This is a genomic window from Polaribacter staleyi, assembly GCF_038024045.1.
Classification (GTDB): Bacteria; Bacteroidota; Bacteroidia; order Flavobacteriales; family Flavobacteriaceae; genus Polaribacter; species Polaribacter butkevichii.
Map to the genome: position 1 here is coordinate 1,480,361 of NZ_CP150665.1, position 15,749 is coordinate 1,496,109.

Genomic DNA, 15,749 nt, shown 5'->3' on the forward strand with positions numbered 1-15,749 from the left:
AACGGGGACGACTGGTTTTGACAGCGAGGACAGTGAATTTGTAAGCATACCGAGTTATGAAATAACACTCGTAAAACCTAATTTCAACTTTTTAAACGGCGAAGATAACTACGCTTTAGCTGCTTAATCCGAATCACAGTAGGATTGGCCTCGGCACACTAGGTGTGCAAGCTTTATGTCCACGAATAGCCTTGATTTACGGCGATTCACTTTTGGGCATCGTAAAAGTAAATATAGAAAATTTGAAGCTTCGGCAAATTTTTGAAACTAAAGAAGATAAGCTAAAGGCAGATTGTTCTTAATCAACTTTTAGTCGAAAATTAAGAAAGAACTAAGTATGTAGAAAGCTTTTTGGCTGCTCGTTTGGACCCGAGTTCGATTCTCGGCGTCTCCACAGAATACCCTTATAAACCCAGTGTTTGTAAGGGTTTTTTATTTGCGTTGATAATAACGTTGATAATTGCTATCGTCATCAATCTTTTGTTGTTCACTTCAAATTTAGTATTTTTAATCTTATTAATACTAATTGACTATAAAATTATGACTGGATATATTACACTTCTACTTCTTGGTCTATTCGTTACTCTATTACATATAGTTTTTATTTATAAAAGATACGTTATAAAACTAATTCCTTCACTATGGAGTGGTGAAACCGAATGGAATCCTAAAATTGATAGATTAAAACTTTTAATTTCTTGTATATTATTAATATCTCCAATTTTCTTAATTAACCAATTAATAAAATTAAATCATCATGATGATTATTTTAATTACACTAGTCTAATTATTATTAATCTTCTTATGATATTCTCTTTTTGGTTTAATGCTAAGAAAATAACCAAATTAAAAGAGAATAATTCACTCAGTAAATTTGTTTATCCTGATAAGGAAATTAAAGCAGATTTAGAAAATTTAAAATTGACAGATAATAAACTAAAAGACATTTCTACTAATACAATCAACAAAGTCGATCATGATAACAGAAAAACAAATGAGAAATTAAATCAATTTAAGATTAAACAAATTGAGCTAGAAAAAACATCAACAGACACAATTGGTAAATTAAATAATAACTCATCTAAAAATAATCTACTTGAAAAAAAACTAGAAAGTTTAAAATTGACAAGCAACAAATTAGAACGTAAAACAATTAATATAAATAGTAAAATAGATAATTCTAATCAAGAAATCATAAATTTGAAAAAAACAGTCATAAAGACTAGTCAAAACATAATAGAGGTTACAAAAGAAACTAAAAAAAATAAATCTGATTTTAACAAAGGGCTTAATGAGGTCAAAGAAAAAATAAATCAAAATAAAGCTGACTCTAATAAAAATTTTAAAGAGACTAATAATGAAATATCTAAAATAAAAGATAAGGCAAAACCAAAAGAAAGAGATACTCTTAAAAGACGTGAAAATATAAATAGAATTGAATCAGAGTTTAATATTTTAATTTCAGATCTTAATAAATTCCCAAACTATGACAGCAAACAAAAAGTTCTATCATATAAAAAGGATAAACTAACTGCCCTTCAAACATACCAAATACTACTCTTATTTTTTCAAAACAAATATAATTTTAACACTAAAAATACAAACGAAATAATTTACTCACTTTTTAATAAATATTTTGGGAACCTAACAGATATAAAAAAAGATGATATAACAATTATGAATAAAGGAAACTGGAAGGAATATAAATTAAGAAAACATCTAACAGATGTAGAGAACGAAGAATTATATAGTCAATTAAACCTTTATATAAAAAAATAACTCGACATCCCGACTCTTCCGAGTTAATCATATAGTCAAAAATCTAATTTTGTTGCTATTAACACTAAAATAATAGCAATGAATACATCTTATCAAAATCACAGAAGTCATCCTTATGAGGATGTTTTAAATGAATTAGCATCCCTTAAAAAGATTGTCTTACAAATCAAAAATGCTCCTAAAGAAAGTCTTTCAACAAAATACTACACAAGAAAAGAAGTTTCAATTTTAACAAAATCATCAATCCAAACAATCGATAATTATATTGATAAAGGCTGGATAGAGGTTGAGGGATTTGGACCAAAAAAACTACTAATACACCACTTCCAAATTTTCAATGAAGACGGAACATTAAAAAACTTCAAATACAAAAGAAAATCTTAGAGTGACCGCTCTAAGATTTTTAAATATTTTCTACAAAACACATTATAAACTAACGTGCAATCAAAGGTACGTTATAAAATTTATTCTCAAAAATGGGAGAACCAAAAATATTCTCGTTAGATAGCATTGATTTAGAAAATGATTTTTTTCAATTAACAAACAAATACAGCAATCCTTTTCCTATTAGCGTTTATCCAAAAGTAATTCAAGAAGTTGCATATGAAGCTTACAATAAATTTAAATTCCCTTTAGACTATTTAGGTGCTGCGATTTTAGCAGCAATCTCTTCAGCAATTGGAAATTCTTTAAAAGTTGAAGTAAAAAATGGTTGGAATGAAAAAGCAAATCTGTTTATAGTAATTGTGGGTAGACCTGGAGATTCAAAATCTCATGCCTTAAACTTTTGCTTTAAACCAATTCATATTAAAGAAAATTTATTGTTTTCTGAATATTCAAAATTACTAATTGAATATGAAGATGAATTAAAGACAGATGTTAAAACTAAATTAAATAAACCTTTATTAAGTAAATACTTAATAAGCGATTTCACTCCTGAAGCATTAATCCTACATCACTCAAACAATAAGCGTGGACTTTATATTTATGTAGATGAGCTAAATGGATGGATTAAGAACTTCAATCGCTATAACAGCTCTGGAGAAGCAGAAACTTATTTAAGTTTATGGAGTGGAACTACAATTTCAATAGACAGAGCTTCTGGAAAAAGTTTAAGAATAGAAGACCCTTTTATTGGAGTTATTGGAAGTACTCAAATATCAGTACTAAAATCATTTGCCAAAGACGGAAGAAGTTCTAACGGTTTTATGGATCGCTTACTTTTTGTTTATCCAGATACTCAAAAAACGCTAAAATGGAACCTTAATAAAGTTGATGAGAGAATACTTGAAAATTATTTTTCTATTATCTCAAATCTAATTGAAACATCAATACAACAAGAAGAGCCTCATTTAATTCCAATTGAAGAAAGCGCTAAAAAGTACTTATTTGACTGGCAGAATAATAGACCAGAGGACTATCTATTTGAATATGAAAGAAGTATCGAAATTAAACTTCAACAATATGTAATTCGATTTGCATTGATTTTACAGTCAATTCATGATACAGCCAACGAAAGCCCTATAAACAAGATAGAAATGTTTGCAATTAAGGGAGCTATTAAACTTTTCCACTATTTCTATAGTAACGCCATAAAAGTTAGACAAGAGACTATTAAAAAAGCCTACTTAGAAACATTAACTGTTTTGCAGAAAACTATTCTTAAAGATTTACCAGATACTTTTACAACAGCAGAAGGTTTAAAAATTGCTTGTAAAAAAATAAATGATAAACCTAGAATTAGTCAAAGGCAGTTTAAAACTTATCTAGCAGACAGAAAACTCTTTAAAAAAATAGCTCACGGGAAATATGAAAAGTTAAATCTATAGAAAAAACTGCACTTTCTTCACTTTAACACCTTAAGCATTGTTAATCAACATACTAAACCTTAAAATTAGTGCAAAATTAGTGCAATGGCTGTGCACTTTGTGCACAATCAAAAATCTAAAGTGCAATCAAAATGAAGTAAAATGCACCGAAAATGCAGTCAAAAAAGTCCTAAAAGTCAACTATAGATTGAAAGTGCAGAAAATGAAGTAAAACCATACACTATGTATAAATATTCACTACATAAAAAAACAGTAAAACATAAATGTCCTCAATGCAAAAAGAACAGATTTGTTCTTTATGTTGATAATGAAACTGGTGATTATTTATCTCCAGATGTTGGCAGATGTGATAGAGAAGTTAATTGCGGCTATCACTTAACACCAAAAACATATTTTAACAATGAAAACAAACCATTTACCCCATACACTAATTACAATGTAAAAGAGAAATTAAAAGAGACAAATTACCATACAGAGAGCGAACTTAATAATTCATTAAATAATTATGATAAAAATAATTTTACTCAATTCTTGTATTCAAAATTTGACTCAGACAAGGTTACAAATTTATTAAATGAGTATAAAATTGGAACTTCTAATTCTTGGTATAATGGAACCATATTCTGGCAAATAGATTTTCATCAGAAAATTAGAGCAGGAAAAGTTATTCTATATGATAAAAATGGAAAGAGAACCAAATACATCAATTGGAAACATTCTTTAAAAATCAAAAAAGGAGAAATCAGCTCGTTTAATCTTTCTCAATGTTTTTTTGGTGAGCATCTGTTATCAAAATATGATAAACCCATAGCAATTGTAGAGTCTGAAAAAACAGCTTGTATTATGAATATAATGTTTGAAAAATATTTATGGTTAGCTACGGGTTCACTTCAAGGCTTAAATTATAAAAAAATTGAAGTATTAAAAAACAGGACAATTATACTCTATCCAGATTTAGGAATTGAAGGTAAAAATGGATCTCCTTTTACAAAATGGAAAACTATTTCAGAAGTTCTTAGATCAAATGGATATGATATAAAAACCTCGGATTTACTAGAAAAAAAAGGAACTAAAATTGAGCGTGAAAAAGGATTTGATATAGCTGATTATTTTTTGAAAAATCTTACTAAAAAGCCAACTAAAATCATTTCAAATTCAAATCAAAAAATTCTAAAAATGTACATGAAAAACAAAAAAATTAAAACTTTGATTGAGGTTTTTGACTTAACGAATCTAAATGGTAAACCGATTACATTTTAAATACAGAGCGAAACGTGCTAACATGTGTTCTTATAAAGAAGCAAGTTGAACAGGAGCTTTGTTGCACTTCGCCCCTATTATCAACTTGCCCTACGGGGTTTAAAACACTGATTTTATTGACTTTAGGTCAACAACAAAGAATATAACATTTTATAATAGAATTATAAAAAAACAACCAACACACTGATTATCAGTTACAAAAAATATAAATATGAAGAAAAAAAGCATCTTAATTAAAGAATTTCATCATAAAGAATTGGTGAAGATTTCTAAAACTTTTGGGTCACAATATGGTGATTTAATTGAATCTATGATTCTTTATTTTAAGAAAACAGGTATCAATCCCGTAGAAGCTATAAATGAAAATCCTGCTGCAATGGTTAAGGTTTTAGATAAGAGAATTGTATCGTTTTTAAAAGTACAAGAACGTGACATTTTAAAGCCTTTAAGAAATGAAGTTTATCAAAATTCTAAAGAACAAAAAGAACATTTTTTAAATCTATCAAAATGGGTAAAAGATGCTATAATAAAAATAAATGATTTTGATAGTAATAGAACAAAAGACATTACAAAAGAGCTCGGCAAACTTAAAGAAGAATTAAATAAAGTTGAAAGAAAAATATACAAACAACAAGAAGCTTTTATCGAGATAGCTCAATTAATAGATGCAAAAAATAAATCTGGAATTAAAGGAACCCTTAAATCTCTTTTTGAATAATGCCAATTAGTAAACCACATAGTACACTTGGCGCTACAAATACTTCTAGCTGCATTGATTTAGCAATGTATCTAGAAAAAGAAAATAATGATTTAGATAAGCTTTTACAAAAGACGAACTCAATTGATGAAAAAAGAGAAATTGAAAGCAGAAAACAATTCTTTTTCTCTCATTCTAAAAACAACATTAGCACCAATGAAGTAATCTCTAGCATTGATAAGAATATTAAGAAATTAGGAAAAAAAGATGCTAAATACTTTGCTCCAACAATCAACTTTAGTCAACAAGAATTAAAACATATTATACAATCGGTTACAGATAAAAAAGAAGTTGAAAATGTCTGGAAACTCAATGCTAGAGAATATGAATTGTTCAATGATAAAATTAAAGAATACACAAAATTAATAATGAACAATTATGCAAAGAATTTTAACCGAGAAAACAAAGGACTAAAATCTGGTGATGATTTGGTTTATTTCGCAAAAATCGAACATTTCAGAAAATTTAAAGGAACAGATGATGAAGTTCTAAAAGGTATTTATAAAACAGGAGATTTAAAACCAGGAATTAACTCTCACGTGCATTTAATTGTCAGTAGAAAAGACAAAACTCAACGATTAAAATTAACACCTACAACCAAAGAGCGTTCTACAACAAGAACTATTGGAGGAAACACGTATCATGTTGGTTTTGATAGAATGAAATGGATTAATATGAATGAAAAAAGTTTTGATGATTTTTTTCAATACAAACGAAAAGAACGAGAGAAATTTATCAATCAATATATTTTAAAAAATGGTTCTCCTAAAGAAAAAGAAGCACTTTTAAAAGAAATAGAAACTAAAGAACAAGCAATCGAAAATACTCAAAATTATGTCAAAAATAATACTCGTAACACATCAAAAGGGAGGAGTTGGTAAAAGTACACTTACCTTTAACCTTGCTCAAAATATTTCTAAAAATGCTAAAGTGGCAGTTTTAGACTTTGATTTACAAGGAAGTTTATCTCAATTAAAAGAATTAGTTACAGATTTTGAGATTATTCCTTTTAAGGATGAAATAGATGATATTCCAAAGCTAGATTATGATTTTATCTTTATAGACACACCTCCTTACCTATCCAATCACTTACCAAAATTGATTGAAATAACAGATTTAGTAATTATACCTACTAAAGCAGGAATCTTAGATCTATTAGCTATAAAAGGAACTTTAGAACTTATAGAAGATGCAAATAAAACAGCAGATACATTGGTTGTGTTTAATATGATAAAAGCCAACACCACTTTAACCATAGATATCTTAATTGGTTTGGAAGAATACAATGTAAAAATAGCAAATACGCATATAAGTGACCTAGTTGCTTTTACCAGATCTGTTTTAGTTAAAGGAGTTAAAAATGATAAAAATGCTCAAAAACAATTAGACAATCTCACTAAAGAAATATTAACAAAATTGATATAAATATAGATTTCTACATCTCTATAAATCTATAAAAACACAAATCTATCATTATGGAAAAACAGAACATCAACGAACTTATTAATAAAGCGAAATCTAGTAATCAGAATAAAACAATTCAAAAAATTGTTCCAATAGCAATAAAAGAAATAGAAGAAATTCAGTTTTCGTTTTATATTGAGAAATCACTTTTAAAAAAATTAAAGCTAAAAGCTGTGCAAGAAGATACTAGTATGAAACAACTTGTGAACAATGCTATTAAAAACTCTCTAAAATCATTTTAAATATAAATAATCTGCTTTTTAAAAAGTTTACTTAAATTTTAAAGAAATACGATTATAAAAAAAAATACAACTATAAAATACACATTTAAAGCGTTTGCTTTTTGATTTAGAATCAGAAAACCATCATTTTTAAACCCAGCCTTGGATTCAAAGTTAAGACACCCACGTTCGCGTGAGATCTTACTTTTAGTTGATAAAGGGTTAGCTATACTTCTGATTCCAAAGTTTGAGTTCCACGCTTTTTTTATAAAATTCATTTATGAAAATTATCAGCCACACATTAGAAATTAACGAAACATGCCATCCTGATTATGAAGAAGCAATCAAAAAATACTGGGTTCTAGAAAACAATAAATTTATAAACAAACCAACAAAGTTGGGAAAACCTTTTGGCTTTTCCCCTTATGAATTTGGTAACATGGTAAAAACAGAATCTAAATTTTTTATTAAAGTAAAATGTGATACATGCACAAATATTGAATGCATACAAGTAAAGTCCCAATCAGATTTGACAACAGTTAAAAGTAATTTGCATAACACTAAAACAAGGTTGATTAATTGCTTAAAATGTAAAGATCAAATAGAAAAGCAAAGGTTAGAAGAGTTAGAAAGACAAAATGAAATACGATTTGAAAAACAAAAATTTGCAATTAAAAACCAAGCATGGTTAGCTCTTAATCCTTTTCAAATAAACGTATTGCATTGTATTATTCAAAATAAGGGTATTTCTAAATTGTATTCTAAATTTAAGAACACCCCTAATAATACTATCTGGAGTGCCATCTATACCTTAAGAGATTTAAACTTAATTATTCTATACTATAAAGAAGATACCAACTATGTTAAACAGGTATCTTTTTTGCCTGAACTCGAATCTTTATTACCAACAGTTAATAATCTAGTAAAAAACGAGCCAAAAGCAACATATAATAGTATTTCAAAAGAATTAAAAATAAGACTCACCAAAAACAATAACTCCAAAGATGGAGATAGTCCGATTTATAGCGGGATTCTTAATTTTGAAGAAGATGTGCATATAGAAAAAGGTACACAATATACTTTTGGAGTTTGGAAACGTGAATTCGATAATTTGTATTTTACTTTAGTTCCGACTGACAGTATCTACAAAGCACCTAAACAACAGTCAATATCAAGTCAACCCAAGCATTTAAAAGATGTAATACAAGATTTCTTTAATTCTTGTGAATTTGACTTTTAATTAAGGAACTAATGTTTATATATTTAATATGTCAGCCTGCCGCTTGGGCTCATTTTCAAAATCAGTTAATAATTTCTAGTTAAATGATAAAAATAATTAACTGATTTTGAAAACGGAAAAACTACGTGGGTGTATTTTACCCTTAAAACACAAACGAAGGTAAATTTCACAAAAATTTACCTTCGTTTATTTATAGATATAAATAAACTTTTATACAAATCTATTTTTGTACAAAAGTATATTTAGACATTTGTATGATTACATCAAACTAAAGACTTCTTTAAAGCCTCTAACCCCACTCCTAACCCATTAAATATTTGAATAATACTAAAGTATGTTTTGTATCTTATTGTCTAAATATAATTTAGTCTTAAAAAGTCAGTATTACAGGTAACCCGAGACTGTAAATCAAACCCTTATATATTTATACAAATCTAGTTTTATAGTTTTATGGATTTCCGTAATTATATATCAATTCAAAGTATTATTTTTAAAGAAAATTTGTTGTAAGAATACTTAAAAACGCTTCTGAAAAGAATCACTATAAAAAATGAAGTCGTATTTTAAAGAAAAGAAAAATCAGCTAGCATGGAATGGAATGAAGCAGAACAATTACTAAAATCTAATATTCAATTAGACTTACACTTAACGCCAGAAAAAAACTTCAAAATAGTAAGAGAAATTCCGCCTTATAAGTGTAAAAACTATAATAATTCAGAAGGATTTAAAGTTCAAGTAGGTACAAATACTTCTGTGAATATTCCTCTACACATGTTAGAAACAATTTTTGAAGCTACAAAACTAAATAACAACACTTACAATAGAGCCATTTTTGAGACAAATTTTCCAAGAGAGCTCAATGCAAAACCATGCAATGTGCATTCCGTTGGTAAATTATTTGAACATGCAGGTATTATGCAAATGGTAGATAAGCGTAATTATCAAATTCTTTAATAAAAAGAAACTACACAAAGTATTTCATAAAATATGAATAAAGAAAAACTAACTTTATCACAACTAGAACAGTATTTATCTAAAGCAGCCTGGATTCTTAAAGGACCAGTAGATGCTTCAGATTTTAAAATATATATCTTTCCTTTATTATTTTTTAAACGTCTGTCCGATGTTTATGATGAAGAATACCAACAAGCATTGGAGGAATCTGAAGGAGATATCGAATACGCATCGCTACCCGAATTTCATAGATTTGAGATACCAGAAGGTTGTCATTGGAAAGACGTTAGAGAAACGACTACTAATGTTGGACTAGCCATTGAAAAAGCACTCAGAGGTATTGAACAAGCCAATCAGGAATTGTTGTATGGCATTTTTGGTGATGCTCAATGGAGTAATAAAAACAAATTATCAGATCGTTTATTAATCGATTTAATAGAGCATTTCTCTCAATACAGTTTATCCAACTCGCTAGTAGAACCAGATATTCTAGGTAATGCTTACGAGTATTTAATTAAACACTTTGCAGATTTAACGAATAAAAAAGCAGGTGAATTTTATACACCGCGTTCTGTTGTTCATTTATTAGGTCTCATATTAGATCCTCACGAAGGAGAAACCATTTACGATCCTGCTTGTGGTACAGGTGGAATGTTATTGGAATGTGTAGATCATTTAAAAGAAAACAACGAAGATTATAGAACGCTTAAATTATTCGGACAAGAAAAAAACTTAACCTCTAGCTCTATTGCTAGAATGAACATGTTTTTACATGGCATTGAAGACTTTCAAATATCTAGAGGAGATACCTTAAGACAGCCGGCCTTTTTTGCTGCCGATGGTTTAAAAACTTTTGATTGTGTGATTGCAAATCCACCATTTTCATTAAAAGAATGGGGTGCAGAAAATTGGGCGAATGATCCTTTTGGAAGAAACATTGCTGGTGTACCACCAAAAGGAAATGGAGATATGGCTTGGGTACAACACATGATAAAATCTATGAATAGTACTGGGCGTATGACGGTTGTTTTACCTCATGGTGCACTATTCAGAAAAGGTGCTGAAGGTAAAATTCGTAAAAAACTTTTAGAAGATGATTTATTGGAAGCCGTTATTGGTTTAGGTCCAAATATATTTTACGGCACCCAATTAGCCGCTTGTGCTATGGTTTTTAAACAAAATAAAGATGCTTCTAAAAAAGATAAAGTATTATTTATTGATGGATCAGATCAAGTTCGTGTTGGTCGTGCTCAAAATTATTTAGAGACTGAACATATTAACCAATTATTCGATTGGTACACAGAGAATAAAGATGTGGAAAACTATGTAAAAGTAGCTTCAATGAAAGATATTGAGGAAAACGATTTTAACCTCAATATTCCTTTATATGTGGAGAAAATTATAGAGGATAATTTACCTAGTGTAGAAGAAGCATTATCAGACTTAAAAACGGCTTGGGCAGAAAGCCAAAAAGCAGAAAAGAAGTTTAAAACAATATTAAAAGAATTTATTTAATATGGCTGGAGAAAAAAAGATTAGTGAGATATTATTATCCATAGATAATGGCGAATATACAATTCCAGAATTTCAAAGAGGATATGTTTGGAATAGTAAACAGGTAAAAGGTTTTTTTAGGTCTTTATATTTAGGCTATCCTTCCGGAAGTTTTTTAATATGGAAAACAAAAGAACCTTCTAAAATTAGAGGAGAACAAAAAGACAGTAATTCAATCTTTCATCAATTAATTTTAGATGGACAGCAAAGATTAACTACAATTTATACTATTTTTAAAGGGGAAACTCCAGAATGGTATGAAGGCGTATCTTTAAGAACAGATTTGTACTTTGATCTAGAAAATGAAGAGTTTGAGTATTTTATGCCCAAAAAAATGGCCAATAATCCAGAATGGATAAATGTTTCAGATTTTTTAAGAAAGGGAGGAGTGAGTACATTCATCACTTATATTCAATCTCTTGATGATGATGCTAAAAATTATTATTTAAGTAAAATAGTTATTCTAAATAAATTAGGAGCTATACAAGATTATGGATATTATATTAAAGAAATTACACTCACGAATATTGAAAAAGTTGTTGAAATATTCAATTTAGTTAATAAAACAGGAACAACTTTAAATGAATCTGATTTAGCTTTAGCAATTATCACCTCAAATTGGCCAAATGTAAAAGATAAATATAGAGAAGCGATTGAAAAATACAAACTTCACAATTATAATTTTTCTTTTAATTTCTTTACACGTTGTATTAATATATTAACTACTGAAAGAGGTAAGTTTACTTCTGATATTGCTAATGTAACAGAGGGAGAATTTGAAGCTGCTTGGGAGAAACTAAATAAGATATTACCTCATGTTATTAATGTTCTTAGAGATAATGCCTATATAGATTCTTCAGATAATTATAACTCACTTTACGTTCTATACGTGCTAGTTTATTATTTATCAAAAAACAATTTAAATTTTGAAAGTGAAGATGAAGCAAATAAGGCAATATATTGGTTATTCACTGCTTTGCTTTGGGGACGCTTTAGTGGTTCTTCAGAATCTTTTCTAGAAAAGGATATGAATGTTATCAAAGAATCAAACTCTATTGATGGATTAATTAATGAAATGCATTTATATAGAGGAAGTAATTTATCATTAAGACCAGATGACCTTGCTTTACAAGGAATAAGAAGTAAAATTTATAATTTGTTTTATTGTGCAGTTAGAGCTCAAAATGCAAAAGATTGGACTAACCCTGCAGTAAGTTTATATTCAAAAAACATAGGGTATAACAATAAGCTTCAAAAACACCATATATTTCCTAAAGCATTTTTATATAAAAAATTAAACTCGTCGAATTCAATACATAAAGCATTAGTTAATGAGATCTCTAATATGTCCTTTATTACACAACAATCAAATATTGAAATATTAGCATCAGATCCTGCTAAATATTTACCTAAAATAGATCAAATTCAGTTACGTAAACAATTTGTACCCACGAATGAAAAATTGTATACAATCGATAACTATGAACTCTTTTTAGAAGAAAGACGAAAACTTTTATGCAAAGGCTTAAATAAGTTTTTGGAGCAATATTATGTTAGTAAAGATAAAAATGAGATACCAGAAGATTTAACAACTTATAATAATGAAATTGAAATTGTTGAGTTTGCTTTAAGAGATCTTATTAGTCAAAAATTAGAAGATGCAGCAGAAGAAGATTCTTATTCTGAATTTATTCCAAGACACATTTTAGATAAAGCAAATGGCAGAATTTTAAGTTGGTTAAAGAAAAATCCAGGAGAAGATAATGCTCAGTTTACAAAAATTAGGCGAAAGTTAGATTTCTTTGATTTACAAGAATATAAAGATGTTATTACTAGTAAAATTACATGGAATTTATTTGAAGACAATTTTGGTACCAAAGGAGTATTAATGAATAGGTTTAGCCAATTAGGAGAGTTAAGAAATGGAATTCGTCATAGTAGAGATATTACAGAAGCAACTTTAAAAGATGGAGAAGCTGCTATTTCTTGGTTTAATTCTGTTTTAAGAAATATTATTAAAGAAAAACAACCACAAGACTAACATGACCCAACAAAACCTAGAAAAATACCTTTGGGGAGCAGCAACCGCATTGCGTGGTACCATAGATGCTGGCGATTATAAGCAATACATATTTCCATTATTGTTTTTTAAACGTATTTGCGATGTGTACGATGAAGAGTTTGAAAAAGCTTTAGAAGAAGGAGAAGGCGATTTAGAATACGCTGCATTTGCAGAAAATCACCATTTTATAGTGCCAGAAAATGCACATTGGAACACTGTACGAGAAACCACAACAAATGTGGGTATTGCTATACAAGATGCCATGCGAGCTATTGAAAAAGCAAATCCAGAAACCTTATATGGTATTTTTGGCGATGCTTCTTGGACTAATAAAAATAGGTTGAGTGATGAAACATTGACCAACCTTATAGAACATTACTCGCAACACAAGCTAAATTTAAAAAACGTACCAGACGACCAATTAGGAAACGCTTACGAATACCTAATTAAAGAGTTTGCAGACGATTCGGGCCATACAGCAGCAGAGTTTTATACCAATAGAACGGTTGTAAAACTGATGACCATGATTATGGATCCACAACCAGGAGAATCTGTATACGACCCAACTTGTGGTTCTGGTGGTTTACTATTAAACTGTGCGTTGCATTTACGTGATGAAGGCAAAGAATACAGAACACTAAAATTATACGGACAAGAAATAAACCTGATTACTTCTGCCATAGCACGTATGAATATGTTTATGCATGGTATAGAAGAGTTTAGTATTGTACGTGGCGATACCTTGGCGCAACCTGCCTTTTTAGAAAACGACACTTTAAAAACCTTTAATGTCATATTAGCAAACCCACCATACTCTATAAAAGCGTGGGACCAAAAAGCATTTACAAACGATCCTTTTGGACGTAATCTTTGGGGAACACCACCACAAGGTTGTGCAGATTATGCGTTTCAGCAGCACATACAAAAAAGTTTAGATGCTAAAAATGGACGCTCTATTTCCTTATGGCCTCATGGTATTTTATTTAGAGATTCTGAAAGTGAGATGCGGAAGAAAATGATTGAAGAAGATTTGGTAGAATGTGTAATTGGTTTAGGACCAAATTTGTTTTACAATTCTCCAATGGAAGCTTGTTTGTTAATTACTAAAACCAACAAGAGTAAAGAAAAACAAGGCAAGGTTTTAATTATAAATGCCTTAAAAGAAGTAAAACAAGAAAAAAACATTGCTTTTTTAGAGCAAAAACATATTGATACTATTTTTAATGCATACAAAGACTTTAAGAATATTGATGACTTTGCTAAAATTGTTTCTATTGAAGAAATATTAGAAAATAAAGGAAGTTTAAATATTGCGCAGTTTTTAAGTAATGTAGACACTAGTAAACCTGTTTTGTCTGTTAATGATGCGATTTCTGATTGGAAAAAACAATCTAAAACACTTGAAAAGAGTATGAATGAATTATTTGAAATCTTAGATTAAATGGAAACTATGATACAAAAAATAGATTTGAATAATTTAGACAAATCGACTTGGGAAACTTTTAAGTTTGAAGATATTGCTCAAAAGATATCGAAAACAATAAAACCAGACGAAGCTAAAGTTGATATTTATATTGGTTTAGAACATATAGATGCAAACGATATTCACATTCGTAGAAAAGGAGTGCCTGCGGATGTTAAAGGTGGTAAATTAAGATGTTATCCTGGTGATGTTATTTTTGGAAAACGACGTGCTTACCAACGTAAAGCAGCTATTGTAGATTTTGATGGTATTTGTTCTGCACACGCTTTTGTATTTAGAGCAAACGAAGAAATTATAGATTCAAAACTTTTTCCATTCTTTTTACATTCCGATCAGTTTATGCATCGCATGATAGATATTTCTGTTGGAGGGTTATCACCTACTATAAATTGGGGAGATTTAAAACAACAAGAATTCCTACTACCTCCAAAAGACCAACAAGTTAAACTTGCTGAATTACTTTGGGCTATGGATGATGTTGTTGAGAGGGAATTAGAAACCTCGAAAGCTGTAAAAGAAACATATTTGGTTAAGATAGAAAGAGAGTTAATCAATAGAAAGAATCAGAAAGTTCATTTTGAAGATTTAGGTGAAGTAATAAGGGGAGTTGGATATAAGCCGAATGATTTATTGGATTCTTATTCAGATAATAATTGCATTATACTAAGGTCTAATAACATTTTTGAATCAAGAATAAATTATGATGATATTAAAATACTAAATCTTGAAGGAGTAAAATCAAAGCAAATTTTAAAACAAGGAGATTTTGCTATTTGTATGTCAAATGGTTCAAAAGATTTGGTAGGTAAAAGTGCTTTATACGTTGATGAAGGAAAAAATGTTTCTATTGGCTCATTTTGCGCTGGATTCAGGCCTAATGATCTTCTGTCACAAAGAATTTTAAAACATTTATTTTCTAGTGAAAGTTATAGATATGCTATCAAACGGATATTAACAGGTTCTGCAATCAATAATTTAAAGCCTTCGGATATTGAGAGCCTTTTTCTCAGATTAGAAGAAGATAAATCTAAAATGGAAGAAGTATTAATAGAACTTGATGTTTTAGATTCAAATATTGGTGTGTTGGATTCAAAAATCCAAAGTTCCAAAGCCTTACAAAAGAGTTTAATTAATCAGGTGTTTTAA

14 protein-coding genes and 1 other RNA gene are annotated in these 15,749 nt (G+C 29.0%); all 15 read left to right on the forward strand.

What is annotated here, in order from left to right:
• Nucleotides 1-3 precede the first annotated feature (3 nt).
• Nucleotides 4-397, forward strand: a transfer-messenger RNA (tmRNA) gene (gene ssrA / locus WHD07_RS06545).
• A gap of 143 nt (nt 398-540) precedes the next feature.
• Entirely contained in the window at nt 541-1,779 is a 1,239-nt protein-coding gene (locus WHD07_RS06550; protein ID WP_343330508.1) for a hypothetical protein, read from the forward strand.
• Between the two features lie 78 nt (nt 1,780-1,857).
• Complete coding sequence (locus tag WHD07_RS06555; protein ID WP_343330509.1) at nt 1,858-2,163, forward strand: hypothetical protein; 306 nt, start codon at nt 1,858-1,860, stop codon at nt 2,161-2,163.
• Between the two features lie 92 nt (nt 2,164-2,255).
• Entirely contained in the window at nt 2,256-3,608 is a 1,353-nt protein-coding gene (locus tag WHD07_RS06560) for a DUF3987 domain-containing protein (RefSeq protein ID WP_343330510.1), read from the forward strand.
• Between the two features lie 222 nt (nt 3,609-3,830).
• Nucleotides 3,831-4,868, forward strand: a complete 1,038-nt coding sequence (locus WHD07_RS06565) for a DUF6371 domain-containing protein (protein WP_343330511.1) — start codon at nt 3,831-3,833, stop codon at nt 4,866-4,868.
• A gap of 211 nt (nt 4,869-5,079) precedes the next feature.
• Nucleotides 5,080-5,586 carry a BfmA/BtgA family mobilization protein gene (locus WHD07_RS06570; RefSeq protein ID WP_343330512.1) on the forward strand — a complete coding sequence of 169 codons (507 nt, stop codon included), beginning with the start codon at nt 5,080-5,082 and terminating at the stop codon, nt 5,584-5,586.
• On the forward strand, nt 5,586-6,506 hold the full coding sequence (locus WHD07_RS06575) for a DUF5712 family protein (RefSeq protein WP_343330513.1): 921 nt from the start codon (nt 5,586-5,588) through the stop codon (nt 6,504-6,506). The genes WHD07_RS06570 and WHD07_RS06575 overlap by 1 nt, the downstream gene beginning before the upstream one ends.
• A complete protein-coding gene (locus tag WHD07_RS06580; protein WP_343330514.1) occupies nt 6,460-7,050 on the forward strand; it encodes a ParA family protein in 591 nt (196 codons plus the stop codon). The genes WHD07_RS06575 and WHD07_RS06580 overlap by 47 nt, the downstream gene beginning before the upstream one ends.
• Nucleotides 7,051-7,100: 50 nt before the next feature.
• Nucleotides 7,101-7,331 (forward strand): hypothetical protein, encoded by a 231-nt coding sequence (locus WHD07_RS06585; RefSeq protein ID WP_343330515.1) that lies wholly within the window; start codon nt 7,101-7,103, stop codon nt 7,329-7,331.
• A gap of 259 nt (nt 7,332-7,590) precedes the next feature.
• Nucleotides 7,591-8,550, forward strand: coding sequence for a hypothetical protein (locus tag WHD07_RS06590; protein ID WP_343330516.1), 960 nt, complete (start codon nt 7,591-7,593; stop codon nt 8,548-8,550).
• A 588-nt stretch (nt 8,551-9,138) separates the two neighbouring features.
• Nucleotides 9,139-9,504 carry a hypothetical protein gene (locus tag WHD07_RS06595; protein ID WP_343330517.1) on the forward strand — a complete coding sequence of 122 codons (366 nt, stop codon included), beginning with the start codon at nt 9,139-9,141 and terminating at the stop codon, nt 9,502-9,504.
• 33 nt (nt 9,505-9,537) lie between these two features.
• Nucleotides 9,538-11,019 (forward strand): class I SAM-dependent DNA methyltransferase, encoded by a 1,482-nt coding sequence (locus tag WHD07_RS06600; protein ID WP_343330518.1) that lies wholly within the window; start codon nt 9,538-9,540, stop codon nt 11,017-11,019.
• Between the two features lies 1 nt (nt 11,020).
• The gene (locus tag WHD07_RS06605; RefSeq protein WP_343330519.1) at nt 11,021-13,099 is read left to right on the forward strand and encodes a GmrSD restriction endonuclease domain-containing protein; all 2,079 of its coding nucleotides are present in this window, start codon (nt 11,021-11,023) and stop codon (nt 13,097-13,099) included.
• 1 nt (nt 13,100) lies between these two features.
• On the forward strand, nt 13,101-14,561 hold the full coding sequence (locus tag WHD07_RS06610; RefSeq protein WP_343330520.1) for a class I SAM-dependent DNA methyltransferase: 1,461 nt from the start codon (nt 13,101-13,103) through the stop codon (nt 14,559-14,561).
• A 9-nt stretch (nt 14,562-14,570) separates the two neighbouring features.
• Nucleotides 14,571-15,749 carry a restriction endonuclease subunit S gene (locus WHD07_RS06615; RefSeq protein WP_343330521.1) on the forward strand — a complete coding sequence of 393 codons (1,179 nt, stop codon included), beginning with the start codon at nt 14,571-14,573 and terminating at the stop codon, nt 15,747-15,749.